At 72.1% G+C, this 23079-nt stretch carries 26 protein-coding genes and 1 riboswitch; of the genes, 18 read left to right on the top strand and 8 right to left on the bottom strand.

Features of this window, described 5'->3' with window-relative positions:
• Window positions 1-53: 53 nt before the first annotated feature.
• Complete coding sequence (locus tag IE153_RS35565; protein ID WP_189593821.1) at window positions 54-341, bottom strand: type II toxin-antitoxin system Phd/YefM family antitoxin; 288 nt, start codon at window positions 339-341, stop codon at window positions 54-56.
• 89 nt (window positions 342-430) lie between these two features.
• Between IE153_RS35565 and IE153_RS35560 the strand changes: the two genes are divergently transcribed.
• The 4 genes from IE153_RS35560 (at window position 431) to IE153_RS35545 (ending at window position 3120) form a co-directional block, all read left to right on the top strand.
• Window positions 431-1066, top strand: coding sequence for an ATP-dependent Clp protease proteolytic subunit (locus IE153_RS35560; protein WP_189593820.1), 636 nt, complete (start codon window positions 431-433; stop codon window positions 1064-1066).
• A 7-nt stretch (window positions 1067-1073) separates the two neighbouring features.
• Window positions 1074-1382, top strand: coding sequence for a hypothetical protein (locus IE153_RS35555; RefSeq protein ID WP_031108881.1), 309 nt, complete (start codon window positions 1074-1076; stop codon window positions 1380-1382).
• Between the two features lie 352 nt (window positions 1383-1734).
• Window positions 1735-1931: riboswitch (cyclic di-AMP (ydaO/yuaA leader) on the top strand.
• Window positions 1932-1934: 3 nt separating this feature from the next.
• The gene (locus IE153_RS35550) at window positions 1935-2408 is read left to right on the top strand and encodes a C40 family peptidase (protein ID WP_189593819.1); all 474 of its coding nucleotides are present in this window, start codon (window positions 1935-1937) and stop codon (window positions 2406-2408) included.
• Window positions 2409-2490: 82 nt separating this feature from the next.
• The gene (locus IE153_RS35545) at window positions 2491-3120 is read left to right on the top strand and encodes a DUF6328 family protein (RefSeq protein ID WP_189593818.1); all 630 of its coding nucleotides are present in this window, start codon (window positions 2491-2493) and stop codon (window positions 3118-3120) included.
• Window positions 3121-3301: 181 nt separating this feature from the next.
• Here the strand turns inward: IE153_RS35545 and IE153_RS35540 are convergent, their stop codons facing one another.
• Window positions 3302-3760, bottom strand: a complete 459-nt coding sequence (locus IE153_RS35540) for an ATP-binding protein (protein ID WP_189593817.1) — start codon at window positions 3758-3760, stop codon at window positions 3302-3304.
• Between the two features lie 213 nt (window positions 3761-3973).
• Between IE153_RS35540 and IE153_RS35535 the strand changes: the two genes are divergently transcribed.
• Both IE153_RS35535 and IE153_RS35530 read left to right on the top strand, forming a co-directional pair.
• A complete protein-coding gene (locus IE153_RS35535) occupies window positions 3974-4834 on the top strand; it encodes a helix-turn-helix domain-containing protein (RefSeq protein WP_189593816.1) in 861 nt (286 codons plus the stop codon).
• A gap of 9 nt (window positions 4835-4843) precedes the next feature.
• Window positions 4844-5074, top strand: a complete 231-nt coding sequence (locus tag IE153_RS35530) for a DUF397 domain-containing protein (RefSeq protein ID WP_097215338.1) — start codon at window positions 4844-4846, stop codon at window positions 5072-5074.
• A gap of 66 nt (window positions 5075-5140) precedes the next feature.
• Here the strand turns inward: IE153_RS35530 and IE153_RS35525 are convergent, their stop codons facing one another.
• Complete coding sequence (locus IE153_RS35525) at window positions 5141-6268, bottom strand: 8-amino-7-oxononanoate synthase (protein ID WP_189593815.1); 1128 nt, start codon at window positions 6266-6268, stop codon at window positions 5141-5143.
• A 150-nt stretch (window positions 6269-6418) separates the two neighbouring features.
• On the opposite strand from IE153_RS35525, the gene bioB reads away from it, so the two are divergent.
• The 6 genes from bioB to IE153_RS35495 all read left to right on the top strand — a co-directional run bounded on the left by bioB (window position 6419) and on the right by IE153_RS35495 (window position 12338).
• Entirely contained in the window at window positions 6419-7594 is a 1176-nt protein-coding gene (gene bioB, locus IE153_RS35520; RefSeq protein WP_189593814.1) for a biotin synthase BioB, read from the top strand.
• Window positions 7587-8939 (top strand): adenosylmethionine--8-amino-7-oxononanoate transaminase, encoded by a 1353-nt coding sequence (locus IE153_RS35515; RefSeq protein WP_189593813.1) that lies wholly within the window; start codon window positions 7587-7589, stop codon window positions 8937-8939. The genes bioB and IE153_RS35515 overlap by 8 nt, the downstream gene beginning before the upstream one ends.
• A gap of 1 nt (window position 8940) precedes the next feature.
• Window positions 8941-9666: a dethiobiotin synthase gene (gene bioD / locus IE153_RS35510; RefSeq protein WP_189593812.1), complete on the top strand. Its 726-nt coding sequence runs from the start codon at window positions 8941-8943 to the stop codon at window positions 9664-9666.
• 60 nt (window positions 9667-9726) lie between these two features.
• On the top strand, window positions 9727-10650 hold the full coding sequence (bla, locus tag IE153_RS35505; RefSeq protein WP_189593811.1) for a class A beta-lactamase: 924 nt from the start codon (window positions 9727-9729) through the stop codon (window positions 10648-10650).
• A gap of 1 nt (window position 10651) precedes the next feature.
• Window positions 10652-11587: an endonuclease/exonuclease/phosphatase family protein gene (locus IE153_RS35500; protein ID WP_189593810.1), complete on the top strand. Its 936-nt coding sequence runs from the start codon at window positions 10652-10654 to the stop codon at window positions 11585-11587.
• A gap of 76 nt (window positions 11588-11663) precedes the next feature.
• On the top strand, window positions 11664-12338 hold the full coding sequence (locus IE153_RS35495; protein ID WP_189593809.1) for a class I SAM-dependent methyltransferase: 675 nt from the start codon (window positions 11664-11666) through the stop codon (window positions 12336-12338).
• A 12-nt stretch (window positions 12339-12350) separates the two neighbouring features.
• On the opposite strand, the gene IE153_RS35490 is transcribed toward IE153_RS35495, so the two are convergent.
• Together IE153_RS35490 and IE153_RS35485 are read right to left on the bottom strand one after the other, a co-directional pair.
• Window positions 12351-12725, bottom strand: a complete 375-nt coding sequence (locus tag IE153_RS35490; protein WP_189593832.1) for a fic family toxin-antitoxin system, toxin component — start codon at window positions 12723-12725, stop codon at window positions 12351-12353.
• A gap of 4 nt (window positions 12726-12729) precedes the next feature.
• Entirely contained in the window at window positions 12730-12969 is a 240-nt protein-coding gene (locus tag IE153_RS35485) for a hypothetical protein (RefSeq protein ID WP_020270799.1), read from the bottom strand.
• Window positions 12970-13104: 135 nt separating this feature from the next.
• Here IE153_RS35485 and IE153_RS35480 point away from each other — a divergent pair, with 135 nt between their 5' ends.
• The 3 genes from IE153_RS35480 to IE153_RS35470 are packed head-to-tail and all read left to right on the top strand — an operon-like array spanning window position 13105 to window position 16973.
• Window positions 13105-13920, top strand: coding sequence for an ABC transporter ATP-binding protein (locus tag IE153_RS35480; protein WP_189593808.1), 816 nt, complete (start codon window positions 13105-13107; stop codon window positions 13918-13920).
• Between the two features lie 4 nt (window positions 13921-13924).
• Window positions 13925-16492 carry an ABC transporter permease gene (locus IE153_RS35475; protein WP_189593807.1) on the top strand — a complete coding sequence of 856 codons (2568 nt, stop codon included), beginning with the start codon at window positions 13925-13927 and terminating at the stop codon, window positions 16490-16492.
• 55 nt (window positions 16493-16547) lie between these two features.
• Window positions 16548-16973 carry a GNAT family N-acetyltransferase gene (locus tag IE153_RS35470; protein WP_189593806.1) on the top strand — a complete coding sequence of 142 codons (426 nt, stop codon included), beginning with the start codon at window positions 16548-16550 and terminating at the stop codon, window positions 16971-16973.
• A gap of 44 nt (window positions 16974-17017) precedes the next feature.
• Here the strand turns inward: IE153_RS35470 and IE153_RS35465 are convergent, their stop codons facing one another.
• From IE153_RS35465 to IE153_RS35455, 3 genes are read right to left on the bottom strand one after another with little or no spacing between them, the layout of a single operon-like run.
• On the bottom strand, window positions 17018-17563 hold the full coding sequence (locus IE153_RS35465; RefSeq protein WP_189593831.1) for a TetR/AcrR family transcriptional regulator: 546 nt from the start codon (window positions 17561-17563) through the stop codon (window positions 17018-17020).
• A gap of 22 nt (window positions 17564-17585) precedes the next feature.
• A complete protein-coding gene (locus IE153_RS35460; protein ID WP_189593805.1) occupies window positions 17586-19004 on the bottom strand; it encodes an amidase in 1419 nt (472 codons plus the stop codon).
• On the bottom strand, window positions 18991-19194 hold the full coding sequence (locus tag IE153_RS35455; RefSeq protein ID WP_189593804.1) for a hypothetical protein: 204 nt from the start codon (window positions 19192-19194) through the stop codon (window positions 18991-18993). The genes IE153_RS35460 and IE153_RS35455 overlap by 14 nt, the downstream gene beginning before the upstream one ends.
• 100 nt (window positions 19195-19294) lie before the next feature.
• On the opposite strand from IE153_RS35455, the gene IE153_RS35450 reads away from it, so the two are divergent.
• From IE153_RS35450 to IE153_RS35440, 3 genes are all read left to right on the top strand, one after another.
• Window positions 19295-20176: an MBL fold metallo-hydrolase gene (locus IE153_RS35450; protein ID WP_189593803.1), complete on the top strand. Its 882-nt coding sequence runs from the start codon at window positions 19295-19297 to the stop codon at window positions 20174-20176.
• Between the two features lie 166 nt (window positions 20177-20342).
• Entirely contained in the window at window positions 20343-21683 is a 1341-nt protein-coding gene (locus IE153_RS35445; protein WP_189593802.1) for a hemolysin family protein, read from the top strand.
• The gene (locus tag IE153_RS35440) at window positions 21680-22693 is read left to right on the top strand and encodes a hemolysin family protein (RefSeq protein WP_189593801.1); all 1014 of its coding nucleotides are present in this window, start codon (window positions 21680-21682) and stop codon (window positions 22691-22693) included. Before IE153_RS35445 ends, IE153_RS35440 begins: the two co-directional genes overlap by 4 nt.
• Window positions 22694-23079: the final 386 nt, after the last annotated feature.

The following is a 23079-nucleotide window of genomic DNA, read 5'->3' as shown; positions in this document are numbered from 1 at the left end:
CATGACGACGCACCACGAACAGACCAACGACGCCACCACTTTGCGGACACGACCTAGGCCGGGCCGGGCCTGCGGTGCTCCGCCGCGATGCCGAACCGCTGGGGTTCGCCAGGAGCGGACGCGACCTCGCGGACCGTGGAGACCGCGCTGACCACCTGCTCCTCCGCGACCTCCGCGAGCTCCTGGGCCTCTTCGAGTCGCCGCAGGTCATCGGCCGAGACGAGGGCAACGAGAGGCTTGCCGTGCCGGGTGACGACGACGCGTTCGCCGGCGTACACCACGCGGTTGATCAGATCGGCGAGCTCAGCCCTGGCTTGCGTCACCGGAATCTCGTAGGCCATGGCCCCATCCTAACGCGATGTACGTCCTGTACATTTTTTACAGACGAGCTGTCGCCGGAGACGGCTCTGCCCGCGAGGAGGGGTTCGTCATGACCCGACCGTCCGCCCGCTACGTGCTGCCCGAGTTCACCGAACGCACGGGGTCCGGGCAACGGACGATGGATCCGTACTCGAAGCTTCTGGAGGAGCGGATCGTCTTCCTCGGGGCACCGGTGGACGAGACCTCGGCGAACGACGTGATGGCCCAGTTCATGTACCTGGAGCACCAGGCCCCGGAGCGCGACATCTCGCTCTACATCAACTCCCCCGGTGGCACTTTCCACGCGATGACGGCCCTCTACGACACGATGCAGTACCTCTCCTGCGACGTGGAGACGATCTGCCTGGGCCAGGCCGGTGCCGCGGCCTCGGCGCTACTGGCGGCGGGCACGCCAGGCAAGCGATTCGCGCTGCCCGACGCCCGCCTGGTGATCCATCAGCCCGCCCTGCCCGAGCCGGTCCGGGGGCAGGCCAGTGATCTGGCGATCCAGGCGGACGAGTTGACGCGCATCCGGAGCCGGATGGAGGAGATGCTCGCCCTGCACACGGGCCGCACCCGGGAGCAGGTGAGCGCGGACATCGAGCGGGACAAGATCCTCACCGCCCAGGAGGCGGTGGAGTACGGCCTGATCGACGGGATCATTCCCAGCCGCAAGGCAACCCTGGCCCCGCCGACCGGCCGGTGAGGCCCCGGTGCTCCCGCCCGAACTGCCACCCCTGCCCGCCCTGACACGCGCCGAGGCGGAACTGATCGACCGTTACCTCGAGGTCGTCGACCTGCTCGGCCGCATCAACCCGGCCCAGGACGGCGACACCTACCGCGGACTGCGCGCCGCCCAGGCCCTGGTCGGCAAGGCGACGGCGCTGCGTGACGCGCTGGCCCTGATGCACCGGCGGGGCGAGACGGAACTGCACGCCGGCACCCTGGCCCGGGCCCTGCGGGTACTGGACGGCGAGCGGCGCACGGCCCGGCTCACCCTGCCCCCGGAGTCCGTCAGTTGACGCGGAACCGTCGGTCCGGGCGCACGCGCCGCCGACGAGGCGTCCGGAGCTGAGTTGAAACGGACCAAAAGACGTACCCCTGTTCGGAGTAGGCGGGAGACGGATTTCGGGACCGTTCCGGTTGCGCAACGCGCGTGGCCGGCGGACGGAATGGGGCATTCCATCCCTGGTCCGGAGCTCCGCGAACCCGTGGACAGTGGCGCGAACGCACACGTGTCCACCCGAACGGGTGAGTGGTGAGTAACAACACAAACCCCCGGTTCCGTTGGGAAATCCGGACAGGCATGCGCCAAGATCCCTGTCTGACGACAAGCCCCCGCCGCTGTGGCGGGGCGATCCGGGCGGACGCCGAGTCCTGCCGCCGCCCGGATGACCGGTCGACAGGAGTGGATCGGCAGGAGTGGAGGACCCAAGCACGACGGGTCGCCGGGACGGTCACGCCATGACCGGATCCGAGCAGCCCTTGGGGTGAAGCCGCGTCAGCGGCCGGGCAACTTTGTCAGCCCGAATCCGACAGGTCATCCTTCACAGGCGGCTGACGAAGGGTTGCGCATGACTGCGCTCAATCGTGTCCCGTCGCTCATGGCCCGGGCCGGTACGGCCTCGGCGCTCACCATCGCCGCGGTGGGCGGCTCCATCGTGGCGCCCGGCTTCGCATCCGAGGCCGCGGCAGCCACACCGGCGACCAAGGCACTCCAGATAGCGGCCTCGAAGAAGGGTTCACCCTACAAGTACGGGGCCACCGGTCCGCACCGGTTCGACTGCTCCGGGCTCACGCTCTACTCGTTCAAGAAGGCCGGCAAGAAGCTCCCCCGCACGGCTGCCCAGCAGTACAACAAGACGCACCACATCTCCGCCAAGAACCGCAAGGCGGGCGACCTGGTGTTCTTCCACTCGGGCAGCAACGTGTACCACGTCGGTATCTACGCGGGTAAGAACAAGCTCTGGCACTCCCCGAAGAGCGGGGACGTGGTGCGACTGCAGAAGATCTGGACCAAGAGTGTCTGGTACGGACGCGTGAAGTGATCCGCCCGGCGTGCGGCGGCGTCCTTGACGCGCCGCCGCACGCCGGAGCGTGACACGGGCTCATGTGGATACCCGTGACCCCATGGCCGAGCACCGCCCCTGCACCGCGCGCAACGAGACGCCGCTGCAACGTGCCGACCGCAACTTCGTCGAGCTGCTCCAGGAACTCCGCGTCACCCAGACGGGCGTGCAGATCCTCTTCGCCTTCCTGCTGTCGCTGGCCTTCACCTCGCGCTTCGAGGACCTCGACACGGTCCAGCGCGTCACCTACGTCGTCACGCTGCTGCTGGCGGTCCTTGCCGCCGCTCTCTTCACCGCTCCGGCCGCGCTGCACCGCTCCCTCTTCCAGCAGGGCGCCAAGCCCCGCATCGTGCAGGTCTCCTCGCGCCTGGCCACCACCGGCCTGAGCGTGCTGGTGTTCGCGTTCAGTGGTTCCGTGCTGCTGGTGGTCGACGTGACCACGGGCCGGACCGGCGGTGTCGCCGCGGGCGCCGCGACCTTCCTGGTCTGCGTCGCCCTGTGGGGGCTGCTCCCGCGGCTGGTGCGGCGGGCGGGGCTGCGTGCGGAGGCGGACGGCACCGGGGAGACCACCGAGGAGGAATCGGCCGGGGGTGACGTCGGGATCTCCGCACCGCTGCGGCACACCGTCGGTCAGCCGTCAGGGCTCCGAGGGGCGGCTGCGCACCGGGAGGCCTCGGCACGGCACCGGTGACGGCCGCGGGCTCCGGCGGGGCGCGAGGCGCGGAGCGGGCGTCATGGCCGTGGGGGTGGACCGGATGTGGGTCGCGCGGGCCGGGGTGCGCGGAGGGCACCCGCTGGACATGCGTTTCGGGGCGTGCTGTGGGTCAACAGGGCTCCTGCTGTGGGTGAACAGGGGTCCAGCTGTGTGTTGCCTAGGGCTCCTGCTGCACCGCGGTCGTCACCGACTGGACCGGGACGACCCAGGGGAGTTCGATCGAGATGGTCTTGCCGCCCTCACGCGTGGGGCGGATACGGAGTCTGCCACCGCATTCCGCGGTCAGCCAGCGGATGATGACCAGGCCTCGGCCGTTGTCCTGCTGGACGGCGGCCGGCAGGCGTCTGGGGAACCGCGGATGGCTGTCCGTGACACCGATCCGCAGGTGCTCGTCACGCTCCAGTGCGACGTCCACGGTGAACGTGGGCGACTGACCGAAGGTGTGCTGGACGGCGTTGGTGGCGAGTTCGGAGATGATGAGCCGGACGGTGTCGGACACTTCCGTGTCCGCCGGCAGCCCCCACTCCGCCAGCGTGCCCACCACGTAGGCACGCGCTGCGGAGACCGAGGCGGGATCGCTCGGCAGAGTGACGGATGCTTCCAGATGGTCTGCCATGGCGACCTCGTCCCTTTCCCACGGGACCACAGCCCGACACGGAGCGGATGGTTCGAGTACGGTCCCGGACTGGTGCTTCGTCGCCAGACTGCCACCAGAACACCCCTCAAGGACGGCGATCCACCAAGATATGCATATATCTGTCGCTCAAAGCGGTGAACTCTGCGACGCGAGACCGTATTTGGGTGGCTCGGAAGGAGTAAGGAGGAGCCCATGCAGCACGGTCCCGCGGTGCGCCGCCGGAAACTGGGCGCCGAACTGCGTGCGCTGCGCACCTCTGCGGGGCTCACGAGCGGTGAGGCGGCCCGGTTGGTGGGCTGGCACCAGTCCAAGGTCAGTCGGATCGAGACGGGCACGAGCGGGGTGAAACCGGCCGATGTGCGGTTACTTCTCGACGCCTACGGTGTGACAGACTCCCAACTTCGCGAACTGCTCATGATGTTGGCGGGGTCCGACGAGAACGGCGGCCGGCACCACTGGTGGCACGCCTACCGCGGGGTACTGCCGCCGACCTACCGCGACTTCATCAGCCTGGAGTCGCAGGCCGGCGCGATGCGCACACTGGAGACCAGCGTCGTCCCGGGCCTGCTCCAGACGCCTGAGTACGCGCGTGCGGTGACCAGGGCCGCGGTGGAGGGACTTCCGGAGGACCGGCTCGCCACGCTGGTCGAGGTGCGGCTGGCCCGGCAGGACGTGCTGCGCGCGGATCCCCCGCTGCAACTCAGTGCCGTCCTGGACGAGGCGGTGCTGCGGCGCGAGGTGGGCGGACCCGGGGTCATGGCCCGCCAGCTGGAACGACTGGTCGAGGCTGCCCGGCTGCCCCAAGTGCGCCTGCAAGTATTGCCGTTCACCGCCGGGGCACACATCGGTGTCACCGGCCCTTTCGTAATCTTCTCATTTTCGAGCACTTCTGATCTGGATGTGGTTGTTCTCGACCACTTGACGAGTAGCCTCTACCTCGAACGGAAAGAAGACCTCCAGGCCTACACGGAGGCTTTCAACGCCCTTCAGATCCACGCCCTTTCGCCCGAGGACTCGTTGGATTTCATCGCCGGGACAGCAGCCGGCGCGTAAGGAGGCACCATGCGTGCACTGCCTCGTCACGTCCCCTCAAGCATCGAACTGCACGGTGTGCGGTGGCTGCGCAGCAGCTACAGCACCGGCGCGAACAACTGCGTCGAGACCGCGCGTCCGGATGCCCCACCCTGGGCCGGACTGCTCGCCGTACGCGACTCCAAGGACCCGGCCGGACCCGCGCTGCTCTTCTCTCCGAGGAGCTGGGCGGGGTTCACAGCCGCGGTCGACCGCATCTGACCGTTTCTGATCAGTTCGTCATCGTTCAGTCCGTCATCGTGCGACGCACGGCCGTGTCACGCCGACTCATGGCCGCGTCTGGCCGATCAGCCGTACAGCGCGTTCGATCTGCTGAGTCGTCAGGTCCGCGCGTGCGGTCAGCCTGAGCCGTGAGATGCCGTCCGGCACGGAAGGGGGCCGGAAGCACCCCACGGCCAGGCCCGCCGCGCGGCACCGCGCCGCCCAGCGCACGGCGTCCTCGGGAGAGGGCGCCCGCACCGAGACCACCGCGGCGTCCGGACGCACCGCTTCCAGACCCGCGGCGGTCAGGCGTGCGTGCAGTTCGCCCGCCACCGCATGGGCCCGCTCGGCCCGCTCCGGTTCGCGGCGCAGCAGCCGCAGGGCCGACAGGGCCGCACCGGCCGCCGCCGGGGCGAGTCCCGTGTCGAAGATGAACGTCCGGGCGGCGTTGACCAGGTGCTCGACGACCCGGGCCGGGCCGAGGACGGCTCCACCCTGGCTGCCGAGCGACTTGGACAGCGTGATCGTCGCGACGACGTCGTCCGCGCCCGCGAGTCCCACCGCCTGCGGGGCGCCGCGGCCTCCGTCACCGAGAACGCCCAGCCCGTGGGCGTCGTCGACGACCAGCCCCGCGCCGTGCTCCCGGCAGGCCTCGGCCAGGGCGGCGAGGGGGGCCGCGTCGCCGTCGACCGAGAAGACCGTGTCGGACACGGCGATGGCCGTGCCCTCGTGGCCGGCCAGCGCCTTGCGCGCGGCGTCCGGCTCGGCGTGCGCCACGACCTGGGTGGTACCGCGGGCGAGCCGGCAGCCGTCGATGAGCGAGGCGTGGTTGCCCGCGTCGGAGACGATCAGGGAGCCGTGCGGGGCCAGCGCGGTGACCGCCGCGAGGTTGGCGGCGTACCCGGAGGAGAAGACGAGGGCCGCCTCGAAACCGCAGAAATCGGCCAGTTCCCGTTCGAGTTCGGCGTGCAGTTCGGTCGTGCCGGTGACGAGCCGCGAGCCGGTCGCGCCGCCGCCCCAGGTCCCCGCGGCCCGTGCCGCGCCCTCGGTGACCTCGGGGTGGCGGGCCAGCCCGAGGTAGTCGTTGCTCGCCAGGTCCAGGAGCGGCGAATCGGCCGGACGGGGGCGCAGAGTCCGTACGAGTCCGGCGCGGGCGCGCAGCTCCGCCTGCTCGTCGATCCAGCCGAACGCCATGGGTGGTCCTCCGGGGAATTTGTAGGCAGTGCACAGACACTAGCGGGACCACCAGCAGGTCAGTGTGTGGCAATACCCACACCTCGAAGCGACTCTGTTGTGCGAACTCTCCTTTGCCCCGGGCACGTCCTTAGGACAGGATCGGCTTCCATGGACCTGCTGAACACGCTGGTGGACAAGGGGCTTCGGCGCGAGCTGCCGACCCGCGACGAGGCTCTGGCCGTCCTCGCGACGTCCGACGACGACCTGCTCGATGTGGTGGCCGCGGCCGGAAAGGTGCGTCGGCACTGGTTCGGCCGACGGGTGAAACTGAACTATCTCGTCAACCTCAAGTCCGGCCTGTGCCCCGAGGACTGCTCGTACTGTTCGCAGCGGCTCGGCTCGACGGCCGGGATCCTGAAGTACACCTGGCTGAAGCCCGACCAGGCGTCCGACGCGGCGGCGGCCGGTGTGGCCGGAGGGGCCAAGCGGGTGTGCCTGGTGGCGAGCGGGCGCGGCCCGACCGACCGGGACGTGGACCGGGTCTCCGAGACGATCAAGACGATCAAGGACAACAACGAGGGCGTCGAGGTCTGCGCCTGTCTGGGGCTGCTCTCCGACGGCCAGGCCGAGCGGCTGCGCGAGGCCGGCGCGGACGCCTACAACCACAACCTCAACACGTCCGAGGCGACGTACGGGGAGATCACCACCACGCACACCTACGAGGACCGGGTCGACACCGTGCAGAAGGCGCACGCGGCCGGTCTGTCCGCCTGCTCCGGCCTGATCGCCGGCATGGGCGAGACGGACGAGGACCTGGTGGACGTCGTCTTCTCCCTGCGTGAGCTGGACCCGGACTCGGTTCCGGTCAACTTCCTGATCCCCTTCGAGGGCACCCCGCTCGGCAAGGAGTGGAACCTGACCCCGCAGCGGTGTCTCAGGATCCTGGCGATGACGCGGTTCGTCTGCCCGGACGTCGAGGTGCGGATCGCGGGCGGGCGCGAGGTCCATCTGCGCACGATGCAGCCGCTCGCGCTGCACCTGGCCAACTCGATCTTCCTCGGCGACTACCTCACCAGTGAGGGCCAGGCCGGTAAGGCCGACCTGGAGATGATCGCGGACGCGGGCTTCGAGGTGGAGGGCACCGACCAGGTGACGCTGCCGGAACACCGGGCCGCCGAGGGCTGCCACGACGGTGGCGGCGTCTGCGGTTCCGAGGGTGGCGGAGCCTGCGGCTCGAACGCCGCGCCGGAGGCCTCCGAGCCCCGTACGGCCGCCGATGCCCGTACCGATCTGGTCGCCGTCCGCCGCCGGGGCGCCGGAACGGACCTCGCGCCCAATGCCTGAGCTGACGGTGCCCGAGCTGCTGGAGCTCGACCGGCGGCACGTGTGGCATCCGTACGGTCCGATGCCCGGACGGCAGGAGCCGCTCGTCGTGGAGTCGGCGAGCGGGGTACGGCTGCGGCTCGCCGACGGCTCGGGAGTGCCGGGCGGCTCGGGAGTCGCGGACGGTCCGGGCGGGCCGGACGGTCCGGGCGGGCCGGACGGTCCGCGAGAGCTGGTCGACGGGATGTCGTCCTGGTGGTCGGCGATCCACGGCTACAACCACCCGGTGCTCAACGAGGCCGCGCGCGGCCAGTTGGAGCGGATGAGCCATGTGATGTTCGGCGGGCTCACCCACGAGCCCGCCGTACGCCTGGCGAAGCTCCTTGTCGACATGTCACCCGAGGGCCTCGAGCACGTCTTCCTCGCCGACTCCGGTTCCGTGTCGGTCGAGGTCGCGGTCAAGATGTGCCTGCAGTACTGGCGTTCGCTGGGCCGGCCCGGCAAGCAGCGGCTGCTGACCTGGCGCGGTGGCTACCACGGCGACACCTGGCAGCCCATGTCGGTGTGCGACCCGAAGGGCGGGATGCACGGCCTGTGGACCGGGGTGCTGCAGCGTCAGGTGTTCGCCGACCCGCCCCCGGCGGAGTACGACGAGGCGTACGCCGAGCAGCTGCGGTCGCTGATCGAGCGGCACGCCGATGAGCTGGCCGCGGTCATCGTCGAACCGGTGGTGCAGGGCGCGGGCGGGATGCGGTTCCACTCCCCCGCGTATCTGCGGGTGCTGCGCGAGGCGTGCGACGCGCACGACGTGCTGCTGGTGTTCGACGAGATCGCGACCGGGTTCGGCCGTACGGGTGCGATGTTCGCGGCGGAGCACGCGGCCGTGACGCCGGACGTGATGTGCCTGGGCAAGGCGCTGACCGGCGGCTACATGACGATGGCGGCGACCCTGTGCACCGCGCGGGTGGCGGACGGCATCTCGCAGGGCGAGGTTCCGGTGCTCGCGCACGGCCCGACGTTCATGGGCAATCCGCTGGCGGCGGCGGTGGCCTGCGCCTCGATCGAGCTGCTGCTCGGTCAGGACTGGCTCGCCGAGGTGAAGCGGATCGAGGCGGGGCTGCGGGACGGGCTCTCGGCGGCCTCGGACCTGCCGGGCGTGAGGGACGTGCGGGTGCTCGGCGCCATCGGCGTGGTGCAACTGGACCACGCGGTGGACATGGAGGCGGCGACGGCGGCGGCCGTGCGCGAGGGCGTGTGGCTGCGGCCGTTCCGCGATCTGATCTACACCATGCCGCCGTACGTGACGGGCGAGGAGGACCTGGCCCGGATCGCGCGGGCCGTGTGCGCGGCCGCGCGGGAGGGATGACATGCCGGTACTGGTGATCACGGGCACGGGCACGGAAGTCGGAAAGACGGTCGTGACCGCCGCCGTGGCAGCGACGGCGGTCGCCGCCGGCCGCTCCGTGGCCGTGCTGAAGGCCGCGCAGACGGGCGTCGGGCCGGACGAGCCCGGGGACGCCGCCGAGGTGGCGCGCCTCGCGGGCCCGGTGACGACTGCCGAACTCGCCCGGTTTCCTGAGCCGTTGGCGCCTGCCACGGCGGCGCGCCGGGCCGGGCGGACCCCGGTCCATCCGCACGAGGTCGCGGAGGCCGCCGCCAAGCTGGCCACCGAGCACGACCTGGTGCTGGTCGAAGGGGCCGGTGGACTGCTCGTCCGGTTCGACGCGGCCGGCGGCACCCTCGCGGACGCGGCCCGGCTGCTGTCGGCGCCGGTGCTGGTCGTGACCCCGGCGGGGCTCGGCACCCTGAACACGACGGAGCTGACGGCGCGTGAACTGCGGGCCCGGGGGCTGGACCTGGCCGGGATCGTGATCGGCAGCTGGCCCTCGGCCCCCGATCTCGCCGCGCGCTGCAATCTCGCGGATCTGCCGGACGTGGCCGAAGCCCCCCTGCTGGGCTCGGTTCCGGCCGGCTCGGGCGCCCTCTCCCCCGCCGCTTTCCAGGCGGGGGCGCCGCACTGGCTGGCGCCCCGACTGGACGGCTCATGGGACGCGGAGGCGTTCCGGAACCGGGAGGCGCCCGAGGCGTTCTGAGGGCTGGGGCGGACTCGCGGTGAAACCGGGGCGGGCGTGATTGCGTGGTGAAGTACGTACGTGATCACCTCCGAAGGGACCACCTTGTACTCGAACGGATCACGCCCGTCCCGCCGTACGGCCCTCGTGCTGGGCACGGCCGCCGCTCTCTCGCTGGGCGGCGGCACGGCCCACGCCTTATCCGGCACCGGCGGCGTCACTGGGCGACTGCGGGAACTGGAGCAGGAGCACACCGCCCGGCTGGGCGTGTACGGCCGCAACCTGCGCACCGGCCGGACGGTGGTGTACCGGGCCGACGAACGCTTCCCGATGGCCTCGGTGTTCAAGACGCTCGCCGCCGCGGCCGTCCTGCGCGACCTCGACCGCGATGGCGAGTTCCTGGCCCGGCGCGTGCACTACACCCAGGAGTACGTCACCAAGTCGGGCTACTCCCCCATCACCGAGGACCACGTCGCGACCGGCATGACCGTCGGCGAACTGTGCGACGCCACCATCCGCTTCAGCGACAACACCGCGGGCAACCTGCTGCTGAAGGAGCTGGGCGGGCCGACCGCCGTCACACGCTTCGCCCGCTCGGTCGGTGACCGGGTCACCCGGCTCGACCGCTGGGAGCCCGAGCTCAACTCCGCGGAGCCATGGCGCGTGAGCGACACGACGACCCCGCGCGCCATAGGCCTGACGTACGCCCGGCTCGTGCTCGGCACCGCGCTGGAGCCCCGGGACCGGGCGCGGCTCACGGACTGGCTGCTGCGCAACACCACCAGCACCGAGAAGTTCCGCAAGGCCCTGCCCGCCGACTGGCTGATCGCCGACAAGACCGGCGGCGGACGCTACGGCGGTAACAACGACGTCGGCATCACCTGGCCGCCGGACGGCCCGCCGATCGTGATGTCCGTCCTGACCACCCAGCCGGAGGAGGATGCCCCGGCCGACAATCCGCTGGTGGCCGGCGCCGCCGCCCTGCTGGCGGCGGAACTCGCCTAGCGTGGCCGCCGGCGGCAGGTCGTCGTGGGACCCCTGGCTGGTGACCGGCGCCCTCGGTGTCGCCGGCCTGCTCGCCCTGCACTCCGCCGTGCCCAACGGGGTCGGGCGGCTGGGGAGCCTGCTGGAGACGTCCCTGCCGTGGCTGGGGGTGGCGGTGCCCGTGCTCGGCTGCCTCGCCCTGCTCGGGCGGTCGAGGGCGGGGCTGCTCGCCTGCCTCGCCCCCGTCGCGGTGTGGCTCTGGATGTTCGGCGGGATGTGGCTCTCCTCGCCCCCGGCCGCGTCCGACCTGACCGTCGTCCAGCACAACGTGGCCGACGACAACGCCGACCCCGCCGGCACCGCACGGGCCCTGCTCGCCACCCGCGCCGGGCTGATCGCCGTCGAGGAACTGACGCCCGCGGCGCGGCCCGCGTACCAGGACGTCCTGGGCGGGTCCCATCCGCACCGGGCGGTCCACGGCACGGTCGGGCTCTGGTCCGCGTACCCGCTGTCGGACGTGCGGCCCGTGGACATCCGGCCGGCGGGCTTCCCCGAGAGCTGGCGGCGCGGTCTGCGGGCCACGGTGTCCGCGCCCGGCGGCGAGCTGGCGGTGTACGTGGTCCATCTGCCGTCCGTGCGCCTGGGTGCGACGGGCCTCGCCGCGGCGGCCCGTGACGAGAGCGCGGCCCTGCTCGCGAGCCGGATCGCCGACGACCCGGCCCGCCGACTCCTGGTGATGGGCGACCTCAACGGCACCGTGCAGGACCGCGGGCTCGGTCCGCTCACCTCCCGACTCGACGCCCCGTCCTCGGGGTTCGCGTTCAGCTGGCCGGCCGGCCTGCCGGTGGCGAGGATCGACCAGGTGCTGGGGAGGGGGGTCGAGGTGACGGAGGTGTCGGCACTGGAGGAGACCGGGAGCGACCACCTTCCGGTGCTGGGCCGGGTACTCCTTCGGTAGCGGGCAGGGGTGCGACGGGCCCGTCCGGGGGAGAATCGCCCTGAGGCGCAAGGCCAGCCTCGTCTGGGAGGTCCCCATGCCGCTCCGCTCCGGCAAGGTGCCACGGGACGCCGTGCACCATCCGCTGTTCGCCCGCTGCTACGCCCGGGTCAGTGTCGCCGCCGAGACCCGGATGGGCATGGGCCGGATCCGCGGGAGACTGCTCGACGGACTGTCCGGGCGGGTGATCGAGATCGGCGCGGGCAACGGGCTGAACTTCGCGCACTACCCGCGTACCGTCGCGGAGGTCGTGGCGATCGAACCGGAGCGGCGGCTGCGGCACCTGGCCGTGGAGGCCGCGCTGCGCGCCGAGGTGCCGGTGGACGTGGTGCCGGGTGCGGCCGAGGCGCTGCCGGTGAAGAGCGAGGGCTTCGACGCGGCCGTGGTGTCGCTGGTGCTGTGCAGTGTGCGGGACGTGCACAGGGCGCTCGGGGAGCTGCGGCGGGTGCTGCGGCCGGGCGGCGAGGTGCGGTTCTTCGAGCACGGCCGGGGCGGTGGCCGGGCGATGACCTTCACTCAGCACGCCCTGGACCGGACGGTGTGGCCGGTGCTGAGCGGGGGCTGCCACGTGGCACGGGAACCAGTGCGGGCGCTGCGGGACGCCGGGTTCGAACTCGGCCCCTACCGGCAGGTCCTGATGCCCGAGGAGGGGCCGCGGCTGCCCAGCTCGTACTGCGTGCTGGGCACGGCGTGGCGTCCGGTCAGCGGGTAGTCCGGCCGGTGGTCACAGGCTCCACTGGCGCAGCTCCTGCTCGATGTCCCGTACGGACGCCTCACCGCTCTTGACCAGCCGGGCGAGGTCGCGGACCTGCTCGGGCGAGGTGATGACCTTGACACCGCTGGCGACGAGGTAGGCGTAGGCCACGGCGGAGGCGAACAGGGCGTTGGAGCGCTCCAGCGCGGGCACGTGGAGCAGGAGCTGGAGCAGCGCGGCGGCGCGGGCGTGCGGGCCGTCGTAGACGGGGACGCCGAATATGGCGGCCTGGTGGCGGGCGACGGCGGCGACGAGGGCTCCCCAGTCGGTGACCTGGGGGTCTCCGGGGGTGTGGTGCTCGGCGAGCATCAGCAGCCAGGCGAGGTCGATCTCGAGGTTGTTCAACGGTTCAGTGGCGACCTTCGCGCGTGCCCTCACGGTCTGCGCCGAACTCCTCGGCGAAGACGGACTCGTACTGCTTCATGAAGTCGGCGGCGGCCTCCACGAAGGTGTGGCCGACCTCGCCGGTGTCCTGTCTGACCAGTTCCTCGATGTAGCGGTTGACGCTCATGCCGCGGGCCAGGGCGCGTTCACGGGCGGCGCGGGCGGTGCCCTCGTCGACGCGCACGTTCAGCTGGGTCTTCGCCATACCTCGAAGCTAGCGCGGGGGTGCTAGCACCGGCAAGGGCGGTGTCCGACCCGCGGAGGATACCGAGTGTGGGCCGGGTCACATTACCCTCGTGCAGGGCCAGGAGGTCCTGACGTCCACCCAGAGGAGGCGGCCTTGTCCACACCTGCTGCGGAGCACGCTCCCGGCCTCGCGCCGGCCGACGGGAACGCGGCCCGCGCCCGCGGTCTCACCAAGGCGTACGGCTCCGGCGAGACGGCCGTGCTCGCACTCGACTCGGTGGACGTGGACGTCGTCCGGGGCCGGTTCACCGCCGTGATGGGCCCGTCGGGCTCCGGTAAGTCCACCCTGATGCACTGTCTGGCGGGGCTCGACACCGTATCGGCCGGTCAGGTGTGGCTCGGCGACACCGAGATCACGGGGCTCAGGGAGCGCGAGCTGACACGGCTGCGCCGGGACCGGATCGGGTTCATGTTCCAGTCGTTCAACCTCATCCCGACCCTGAACGCGCTGGAGAACATCACCCTGCCGATGGACATCGCGGGCAGGAAACCGGACGAGAAGTGGCTGGACCAGGTGATCGACACCCTGGGCCTGCGGGACCGGCTCCGGCACCGGCCGTCGCAGCTGTCCGGCGGGCAGCAGCAGCGCGTGGCCTGCGCGCGGGCGCTGGCCTCCCGGCCCGAGCTGATCTTCGCGGACGAGCCGACCGGCAACCTCGACTCGCGGGCCGGCCTGGAGGTGCTCGGCTTCCTGCGCGAGGCGGTCGACCAGCTGGGGCAGACCGTCGTCATGGTCACCCACGACCCGGGCGCCGCCGCCCACTCGGACCTGGTGCTCTTCCTCGGGGACGGCCGGATCGTCGACGAGATGCAGCGCCCCACGGCGGAGGCGGTCCTGGAGCGGATGAAACGGTTCGACGTGATCCGCACCCGGTACGAGGACGCCCCCGCGTCACCCGAGGAGAACTGAGCCCGTGCTCAAGGCGACCCTGCGGAGCTTCCTGGCGCACAAGGGGCGGCTGCTGCTCTCCGCGCTCGCCGTCCTGCTGTCCGTCGCGTTCGTCACGGGGAGCCTGATCTTCTCGGACACCGTCAGCCGCACGTTCGACCGGCTGTTCGCCTCCACCGCGGCCGATGTCACGGTCAGCCCGAAGGAGGACCTCGACGAGGCAGTGCCCTCCGGCCGGACGGCCACCCTGCCGGCCGCGCTCGCCGAACGGGTCCGGCAGGTCGACGGGGTCGCGACGGCCCGCGCGGACGTCAAGGTGAACGGCCTCACGGTCGTCGACGAGGACAACCGGCCGGTGGGCCCGACCACCGGGGCACCGACGCTCGGCTACGCCTGGAACCCGAGCGAGCGCAGCCCGGTCGAGCTGACCTCGGGCCACGCCCCGCGCGGCCCCGCCCAGGCGCTGCTCGACTCCGAGACCGCCGACCGCAGGAACGTGCGCATCGGCGACCCCCTCACCGTCATCGCGCCCCCCGGGTCGTTCAAGGTGCGGGTCGTCGGCATCGTCACGTTCACGACGACGAACCCCGGTTCCGCGTTGTTCTACTTCGACACGCCGACGGCGCAGACGAAGCTGCTGGGCCGGCCGGGGACGGCGACCGCCATCTCGGTCGACGCGGCGGCGGGCGTCGGCGACGGTCAGCTCAAGCATCGCGTGGCCGCCGCGCTCGGCGCGCACACCTACGACTTCAGGACGGCCGGCGAACAGGCCGAGTCGGACGTCGAGCAACTGGGCGGGTTCCTCGACGTCATCAAGTACGTGATGCTCGGCTTCGCCGGGATCGCCGTGCTGGTCGGCGTGTTCCTGATCGTCAACACCTTCTCCATGCTCATCGCCCAGCGCACCCGCGAACTCGGTCTGCTGCGCGCCCTCGGTGCCGACCGGCGCCAGGTCCGCGGCTCGGTGCTCACCGAGGCCCTGCTGCTCGGCCTGGTCGGCTCCACGCTGGGACTGGCCGCGGGCATCGGGCTCGCGGCCGGGCTGATCGGGCTGATGGGCCTGCTCGGCATGAACATCGACGCCGACGAGATGGAGATCGGCTGGGTGACCCCGGTGGCGGCGTACGTCGTCGGACTCGGCGTCACCTTCGTCGCCGCCTACCTCCCGGCGCGGCGGGCCGCGGGCGTCTCGCCGATGGCCGCGCTCTCGGACGCCGAGGTCGCCGGCGTGGGCCGGCCGCTGCGGATGCGCGCGGTGGCGGGCGGGATCGTCGGGGCGGCCGGTGCGGCGGCGCTCGCGGGGTGCGCGGTGTCGCGGCAGACCTCGTCGGCGGCGTCCCTGCTGGGGATCGGCGTGGTCCTCACCCTGATCGCGACCGTGATCGCCGGGCCGCTGCTGGTGCGTCCGGTGATCCGGGTGCTGGGCGCGGCCTTCCCCGCGCTGTTCGGGTCGATCGGGCGGATGAGCCAGCGCAACGCCCTGCGCAATCCCCGCCGTACCGGAGCCACGGCTGCGGCCCTGATGGTGGGGATCGCCCTGGTGGGCGGGATGTCGGTGGCGAGCGAGTCGATGACCGCGTCGTTCGACCGGCAGATCGACAAGACGCTGGGCGCCGACTTCGTGATCCAGAACGCCAATTTCCAGCCGTTCCCGCAGGAGGTCACCCGCAAGGTGCGCGGCACCGACGGCGTGGGCCTGGTCGTGCGCGGGCGGTTCACCCCGGTCGCGGTGCGGCTCCCGGACGGCGACCGCGTGGAGACCACCGCGGCGGGCTACGGTGCGCGGCTCGACGACGTCGCCAACATCACCTACGCGCAAGGGGACTCCGCATCCGCGCTCGCGCCCGGGCGGCTCGCCATGGACCGGGACTTCGCACGCGACCACGGCGTGCGGGTGGGCAGCACCCTCCCGGTGGAGTTCCCGGGCGGACGCTCGGCCGAGCTGACGGTCGGCGCGCTCACCGACCAGGACTCCGCCGAGGGATTCGGCACCCAGGGCGGGCTGTTCTTCGGGCTGGGTGCCCTGGAGCGGTATGCGCCGGGCGGGCAGGATTCCGCGCTCTACGTCAACGCCGCCGCCGGCACGGGTGACGACGACCTGCGCGCGAACCTGGAGGAGACGCTGGAACCGTACCCGCAGGTGCAGGTGCGGGACCTGGCCGACTACAAGCGGCTGGTCCACGACCAGATCGCCGTCCTGCTGTACCTCGTGTACGCCTTGCTCGGGCTGGCGATCATCATCGCGGTGCTCGGCGTGGTCAACACCCTCGCGCTGTCGGTGGTCGAACGCACCCGGGAGATCGGGCTGTTGCGGGCGATCGGGCTGGCCCGGCGCCAGTTGCGGCGGATGATCCGGCTGGAGTCGGTGGTGATCGCGGTGTTCGGCGCGGTCCTCGGGCTGGTGCTGGGGCTGGTGTGGGGGGTGTGCATGCAGCAGGTGCTGGCGCTCCAGGGCATGACGGCGCTGGCGATCCCGTGGGTCACGATCGTGCTGGTGGTGGTCGGCTCGGCGGTGGTCGGGGTCGTGGCGGCGCTGCTGCCGGCGTTGCGTGCCTCCCGGATGAACGTACTGGCGGCCATCGCGCACGAGTGACGTCCGCATGGTGAAACGGTCTGACGCGGGTCGGCGCGGGTGATGTGATCTTGGGATGACCGACTTGCGCATCCGGGCCGCGACGCCCGAGGACCTCGACGCCGTGCTGGCCTTCTGGAAGGTGGCCGCCGAGGGCACGAGCATCAGCGACGACCGCGGTGGTGTGGAGCGGCTCGTCGCCCGTGATCCCGAGGCGCTGATCCTCGCCGAGAGCGGCGGCGAACCGGTGGGCACGGTGATCGCCGGGTTCGACGGCTGGCGCTGCCATCTGTACCGGCTGGCCGTGCACCCGGACCACCGCCGCCAGGGCATCGCGTCCGCGCTGCTCGCCGCGGCGGAGGAGCGGTTCGTACGGCTCGGCGGGCGCCGCGCGGACGCGATGGTGCTCACGCGCAACGAGATCGCGCACCGGGCGTGGGACGCCGCCGGATACGGGCCCGAGGAGCAGTGGCGACGCTGGGTCAAGCCTTTGACCGACTGAGCCCGTGCCGGGGGGCGTGGACGCCGTCACTGCCGCGACCGCTTCTAGACGCCGCGCAGGACTCCGGCCACGAGCCGCCGGGCGTAGGCGGCGTCGAGGCCGTCCGGGCGGAACAGGATGCGGTACATCATGGGCGCGACGACCTGGTCGATGACCGACTCGGCGTCGGGGGTCCGCTCCCCGCGCCGGGTCGCGCGGGTGAGGATGACGTCGATCTGCTCGGCGGCGTAGGCAGAACACTGCCCGGCGTTGCCGCCGTCCGGGTCGCCGAGCAGGGCGTCGCGGATGTAGGCGCGACCGGTCGGTGAGGCCATCTCGTCGAGGAACTGCTCGGCCCAGGACGTCAGGTCGGACGACAGGGTGCCGTGGTCCCCGGGTGTGGTGTCGGGTCGCAGCCGCTCGACCGCCACGTCCGACAACAGCTCCTGGAGGTCTCCCCAGCGGCGGTAGATCGTCGACGGTGTCACACCGGCGCGCTGGGCGACCAGGGGCACGGTCAGGGCGTCCCGGCCGACCTCCGAGGCGAGTTCGCGCACGGCCGTGTGGACCGACGCCTGGACTCGCGCGCTGCGGCCGCCGGGGCGCACCATCTGTCTGCTCACGGATCCCACCTTAAAGCGCATGCATGGCTTTTGACGTCGGCGGTACTGGCGCGAGCGAGCGGGCGGGCCGGGTCGACTCGTAGGCGTGGCCGACTCGCAGGAGGAGGCTCTCCTCGAGCGGCCTGCCGACGAGCTGCATGCCGATGGGCAGGCCTGTCGTGTCGTGGCCGACGGGTACGGACAGGGACGGCATGCCGGTGATGTTGGCGGGGGCGGAGAGCCGCACATAGGCGTCGGAGACGCCCTCGACGGTGCCGTCGGTCCAGGTGATCGACTCCTGGTCGGCCCGGACCGCGGTCGCCGGGACGGTGGGGGCGGCGATGAGGTCGACGTCCCGCAGCAGGTGGGTCCACTCCTGCCGCATGAGGGTGCGGGAGCGCTGGGCGCGCAGATAGTCCCCGGCGGGCATCAGCTCCCCGGCCTCCAACAGGACGCGGACGTCGTCCTGGTAGAGCTCGGGGACCGTGCGCAGGGTGGCTTCGTGGTAGGCGGTGGCCTCGGGCACCATCAGGCCCCACTGAGTGGCCCGGATGTAGCGGGTCAGCGGGATCTCGACCTCGACGAGGCGTGCGCCGAGGGCCTCCAGTGCGTCGATCGCGCTCCGGACGGCGGCTTCCACCTCCGCGTCGACGTGCTCGAAGTAGTAGGTGCGCGGTACGCCGATCCGCAGCCCGGTCAGATCCGTGCGGGGGCCCGGCCGGCAGGCCGTGGGCGGTGCCGTCAGCGAGGCGGGGTCGCGGGGGTCGTGGCCGGCCAGGACGGCGAGGACCAGGGCCGCGTCCTCGACAGTGCGGGTGATCGGGCCGACGTGGTCCAGGGACCAGGACAGCGAGGTCACGCCATGGCGTGGGACGAGGCCGTAGGTCGGCTTGAGGCCGACGACGCCGTTGAGTGCGGCGGGCACCCGGATGGACCCGCCCGTGTCCGTGCCCAGGGCGAAGGTGGCCGTGCCCGCGGCGACAGCGACGGCGGACCCGCCGCTGGAGCCGCCGGCGACGCGGTCGCGGTCCCAGGCGTTGCCGGTCTGCGGGGTGGTCAGCCCGTAGGCGAACTCGTGGGTGTGGGTCTTGCCGACCAGGACGGCACCGGCTGCCGACAGGCGCGTGGCGACGGTGCTGTCGGCCGGTGCGCGGTGGCCGGCCCTGACCCGGGAACTGGCGGACGTCGCGGTGCCGGCGACGTCGATCAGGTCCTTCAGGCCCATCGGGATGCCGTGCAGCGGGCCGCGGTGGCGGCCGGCCGCGATGTCGTCCTCCGCCTCGCGCGCAGCCCGGCGGGCGCGCTCGGCGGTGACGCTGACGTAGGCCCCCGTCCGCGGCTCCACCCGCTCGATCCGCTCCAGCACGGAGTCCACCAGCTCGACGGGGGACATCTGCCGGGCCCGGATCGCGTCGGCCGCGGCGGCGAGGGTCATTTCATACGGCTGCATCGTGCGCCTCCGGTGTCGCGCGATAGGCGGGGGCGGGCGGGGTCTCTCCGAAGTCCAGTTCGCGCAGGACCGCGACGACGTCGTGGATGTGGTCGGCGGTGGCCGCGACGGCGGTGCGGCGGTCGGCCGGCAGGACGAGCCCGGCGCGGAGCGCCCAGCGGGCCGCTTCGTGCGGCGTGAGGCCGGACATGATCTCCCCTCTCTCAAAAGCTAACTGTTTGCTTTAGCGGACTGTAGGGCCTACGGTCGACTTAACGCAAACAGATTGCGTTAAGACCGAAGGAGGAGCCTTGGGCACACCCGCTTCCTGGACCGTCGGCGATATCGCCGTCCACCGCGTCGACGAAGTTGCCCTGCCGCCCGCCACCGGCCCCTGGCTACTGCCCGACGCCACCCCCGACGTCGTCACCGGGGAGGACTGGCTGCGTCCTCACTTCGCCGACGCCGAGGGCGTCCTGCACCTCGACAGCCACAGCTTCGCGTTCGTCACCGGCGGGTTGCGCGTCGTCGTGGACACCGGCATCGGCAACGGCAAGCAGCGGGCCAACCCGGCCTGGCACGACCTCGACACCGACTACCTGGAGAGGCTCACCGCCGCGGGATTCCCCCCGGAGTCGGTCGACCTGGTGATCCTCACCCACCTGCACGCCGACCACGTCGGCTGGAACACCCGACGGATCGACGGCGCCTGGGTGCCCACTTTCCCCGGTGCCCGCCACGTGACCTCCCGCATCGAGCGGGACTTCTGGGCCGGGTACGCCATGGACGAGGCCCGCCGGCAGATGTTCCGCGACTCGGTGATCCCGGTGGAGCGGGCGGGGCTGCTGGACCTCGTGGACGTCTCCGCCGAGGGCACCGCAGTCGCCCCGGGGCTGCGTCTGATCCCGACCCCGGGGCACACCCCCGGCCACATCGCCGTCGAAGTCTCCAGCCGGGGGCGGACGGCACTGATCACCGGCGACTGCGTCCACCACCCCGTCCAGCTCGCCCACCCCGGCATCGCCGCCTGCGTGGACATCGATCCCGCGCGGTCCGAGACCACGCGGCGCGCACTGCTCGGCTCGCTCGTCGGCACGGACACCCTCCTCCTGGGCACTCACTTCGCACCGCCCACCGCGGGGCGGGTCGTCACCCACGGGGACGCCTACCGGCTCTCCCCCGCCGCCCCCTGACCGACCCCGCCCGGGCGACCCGGAGGGCTTTGCCCATCCTTTACCCTTGATTGGCCACTCGGTCCTGCATGAAAGGTTGTGAGCGTCCGCCCATGGGCGAGCCTCCCCGTGCGCGACACCGCGCGTTCCGCCCCGTCCTGGAGAACCATGGAACGGGGGTGAACCGATGACCGAAGTGCTCCTCCTCCTGGCGGCGATCCTGCTCTCGCTCGCCTGCGGCGCCTTCGTGGCGGCCGAGTTCTCCCTCACCACGGTCGAGCGCGCCGAGCTGGAGCAGGCCGTGGAGCGCGGCGAGCGGGGTGCGCAGGGCGCGCTGAAGGCCGTACGGAATCTGACGTTCCAGCTCTCCGGCGCGCAGCTCGGCATCACCGTCACGAACCTGGTGGTCGGCATGCTCGCCGAGCCGTCGATCGCCGCCATGATCGCCGGGCCGCTGGAGGACCTCGGCGTCTCGCGCTCGGCGTCGCACAGCGTCGCGCTGGTGCTGGGCACGGCCGCGTCGACGGTGTTCCTGATGGTCGTCGGTGAGCTGGTGCCGAAGAACTGGGCGATCTCCTCGCCGCTGGCCGTCGCCAAGACCGTGGGCAACGCGCAGCGATGGTTCAGTGCGGCGTTCCGGCCCTTCATCCGGCACCTCAACAACACGGCGAACCGGGTCGTGCGGCGGATCGGCGTCGAGCCCGCCGAGGAGCTCGCCTCGGCGCGCGGGCCCCAGGAGCTGGCGGCCCTCGCCCGGCACTCCGCGAAGGAGGGCGTCCTGGAGGCCGACACCGCCGAGCTGTTCGTGCGGACCCTGAACCTCGCCGACCTGACCGCGGAGAACGTGATGACGCCCCGGGTGCAGGTCGTCGCGCTGGAGGTGCAGGCGACCCTGGAGGACGTCGCGAACGCGACCCGGGCGACCGGCCTGTCCCGGTTCCCCGTCTACCGCGGGACCCTCGACTCGGTCGTCGGAACGGCCCACGTCAAGGACGTGCTGGCGGTGCCGGCCGAGCGCCGCACGCGGATCTACGTCTCCGAGCTGATGCGCGAGCCGCTGCTGGTCCCGGAGACGCTCACCGTCGACCGGCTCCTGGACCGGCTTTCCGGCAAGCGCACGATGGCCGTCGTGATCGACGAGTACGGCGGCACGGCGGGCGTGGCCACGCTGGAGGACATCGTCGAGGAGGTCGTGGGTGAGGTGCGCGACGAGCACGACCCGCACGAGACCCCGGACCTGGCCGCGGCCGGCACGGACGAGTCCGGGCACGCGCTGTACTCGGCCGACGGCTCCGCCCGCGTGGACCACCTGGAACGGGTCGGGCTGCGCGCCCCGGAGGGGCCCTACGAGACGCTCGCCGGCCTGGTGGCCACGGTGCTCGGCCGGATACCGGCCGCCGGGGACACCCTCGAGGTCGCCGGCTGGCACCTGGAGGTCCTGGACGCGACGGGGCGCAGGGCCGCCCGCGTCCGGCTGCGTGCGCCTCTCGACGACCACGAGCCCGACGAGAAGGGGGTGGAGCTGTGACCGCCGTGCAGCTGCTGATCGGACTGGCCACGCTCGTCGTCAACGCCTTCTTCGTCGGCGCCGAGTTCGCGCTGATCTCGGTGCGCCGCAGTCAGATCGAGCCCTACGCCGACCGGGGTGACCGGCGCGCGAAGAGTGTGCTGTGGGGCCTGGAGCACGTGTCCGCGCTGATGGCCGCCGCACAGCTCGGCATCACGCTGTGCACGCTGGTGCTGGGCGTGGTGGCCGAGCCTGCCATCGCGCATCTGCTGGAGCCGGTGTTCCACGCGGTGGGCGTGCCCGAGGGCGCGGGGCACGCGGTGTCCTTCGTGATCGCGCTGTCCCTCGCGACCTATCTGCACATGCTGCTCGGCGAGATGGTGCCGAAGAACATCGCGCTCGCCGAGCCGGTGCGCAGCGCGCTGGCGCTCGGGCCGCCCCTGGTGGCGCTGTCCCGGGCGCTACGCCCGGTGATCTTCACGGTGAACGCGTTCGCGAACGCCCTGCTGAAGCTGCTGCGGGTCGAGGCCCGGGAGGAGGTCTCCGCCTCCTACTCGGACGCGGAGATAGCGCAGATCGTGAAGGACTCCAGCGAGGCCGGCCTGATCGACGACCGGGCCCAGGAGCGGCTGCGGGACGCGCTGGAGCTGGGCCGCCGTCCGGTGCGGGACGTGGTGATGCCGCTGGAGGACGTGGTGTACGCGAGCGTCGGCATCACGCCGGAGGAGCTGGAGCGCCTGTCGGCGGAGTCCGGGTTCTCACGCTTCCCGGTGGTGGACGAGGGGCGGCGGATCGTGGGCTACCTGCACGTGAAGGACGCCCTGGACGCCGTCGGGCGGGACACGCCGTTCCGGCTGCGGGACATGCGCCCCATCGCACGTGTGCGGGAGCACACGCCCCTGGATGACGTCCTCACGGCTATGCGGGGCAGCCGCACGCACCTCGCGGCCGTCCTCGGGGCGGACGGGCGGATGGCCGGGCTGGTGACCATGGAGGACGTGCTGCGGGAGCTGTTCGGGCAGCGGGCGTGAGACGCGGGACGGGATGACGAGGGCGCGGTTCGGGGTCCCGGGCGGTGGACCGTCGAGGCCGCCGCGCGGTCCTCGGGCGGTGGACCGTCGACGCCTCCATGCGGTCCTCGGGCGGTGGTCCGTCGACGCCTCCATGCAGGATCCTCGGGCGGCGGACAGTCGAGGCCGCCGCGCGGTCCTCGGGCAGCGGACCGTCGACGCCGCCGCGCGGTCCTCGGGCAGCGGACCGTCGACGCCGCCGCGCAGGATCCCCGGGCGGCGGACAGCCAAAGCTGACGTGCAGAGTCCCCGGGCGGCGGACAGTCGAGGCCGCCGCGCGGTCCTCGGGCGGTGGTACGTCGACGCCGCCGCGCGGTCCTCGGGCAGCGGACCGTCGACGCCGCCGC

The sequence above is a fragment of the Streptomyces massasporeus genome, from assembly GCF_014648995.1.
GTDB classification, from domain to species: Bacteria; Actinomycetota; Actinomycetes; order Streptomycetales; family Streptomycetaceae; genus Streptomyces; species Streptomyces massasporeus.
This window is presented reverse-complemented; position numbering and strand designations above follow the sequence as displayed.

What these genes read in the sequence shown, in the direction of transcription:
- IE153_RS35540 (WP_189593817.1), bottom strand. Translation starts at nt 3,760, where the DNA reads ATGGCAGACCATCTGGAAGCATCCGTCACTCTGCCGAGCGATCCCGCC.
- IE153_RS35525 (WP_189593815.1), bottom strand. Translation starts at nt 6,268, where the DNA reads ATGGCGTTCGGCTGGATCGACGAGCAGGCGGAGCTGCGCGCCCGCGCC.
- IE153_RS35445 (WP_189593802.1), top strand. Translation starts at nt 20,343, where the DNA reads ATGACCGAAGTGCTCCTCCTCCTGGCGGCGATCCTGCTCTCGCTCGCC.
- IE153_RS35560 (WP_189593820.1), top strand. Translation starts at nt 431, where the DNA reads ATGACCCGACCGTCCGCCCGCTACGTGCTGCCCGAGTTCACCGAACGC.
- IE153_RS35465 (WP_189593831.1), bottom strand. Translation starts at nt 17,563, where the DNA reads ATGGTGCGCCCCGGCGGCCGCAGCGCGCGAGTCCAGGCGTCGGTCCAC.
- IE153_RS35470 (WP_189593806.1), top strand. Translation starts at nt 16,548, where the DNA reads ATGACCGACTTGCGCATCCGGGCCGCGACGCCCGAGGACCTCGACGCC.
- IE153_RS35455 (WP_189593804.1), bottom strand. Translation starts at nt 19,194, where the DNA reads ATGTCCGGCCTCACGCCGCACGAAGCGGCCCGCTGGGCGCTCCGCGCC.
- IE153_RS35545 (WP_189593818.1), top strand. Translation starts at nt 2,491, where the DNA reads ATGGCCGAGCACCGCCCCTGCACCGCGCGCAACGAGACGCCGCTGCAA.
- IE153_RS35495 (WP_189593809.1), top strand. Translation starts at nt 11,664, where the DNA reads ATGCCGCTCCGCTCCGGCAAGGTGCCACGGGACGCCGTGCACCATCCG.
- IE153_RS35460 (WP_189593805.1), bottom strand. Translation starts at nt 19,004, where the DNA reads ATGCAGCCGTATGAAATGACCCTCGCCGCCGCGGCCGACGCGATCCGG.
- IE153_RS35485 (WP_020270799.1), bottom strand. Translation starts at nt 12,969, where the DNA reads ATGGCGAAGACCCAGCTGAACGTGCGCGTCGACGAGGGCACCGCCCGC.
- IE153_RS35530 (WP_097215338.1), top strand. Translation starts at nt 4,844, where the DNA reads ATGCGTGCACTGCCTCGTCACGTCCCCTCAAGCATCGAACTGCACGGT.
- IE153_RS35565 (WP_189593821.1), bottom strand. Translation starts at nt 341, where the DNA reads ATGGCCTACGAGATTCCGGTGACGCAAGCCAGGGCTGAGCTCGCCGAT.
- IE153_RS35535 (WP_189593816.1), top strand. Translation starts at nt 3,974, where the DNA reads ATGCAGCACGGTCCCGCGGTGCGCCGCCGGAAACTGGGCGCCGAACTG.
- IE153_RS35550 (WP_189593819.1), top strand. Translation starts at nt 1,935, where the DNA reads ATGACTGCGCTCAATCGTGTCCCGTCGCTCATGGCCCGGGCCGGTACG.
- bioB (WP_189593814.1), top strand. Translation starts at nt 6,419, where the DNA reads ATGGACCTGCTGAACACGCTGGTGGACAAGGGGCTTCGGCGCGAGCTG.
- IE153_RS35515 (WP_189593813.1), top strand. Translation starts at nt 7,587, where the DNA reads ATGCCTGAGCTGACGGTGCCCGAGCTGCTGGAGCTCGACCGGCGGCAC.
- bioD (WP_189593812.1), top strand. Translation starts at nt 8,941, where the DNA reads ATGCCGGTACTGGTGATCACGGGCACGGGCACGGAAGTCGGAAAGACG.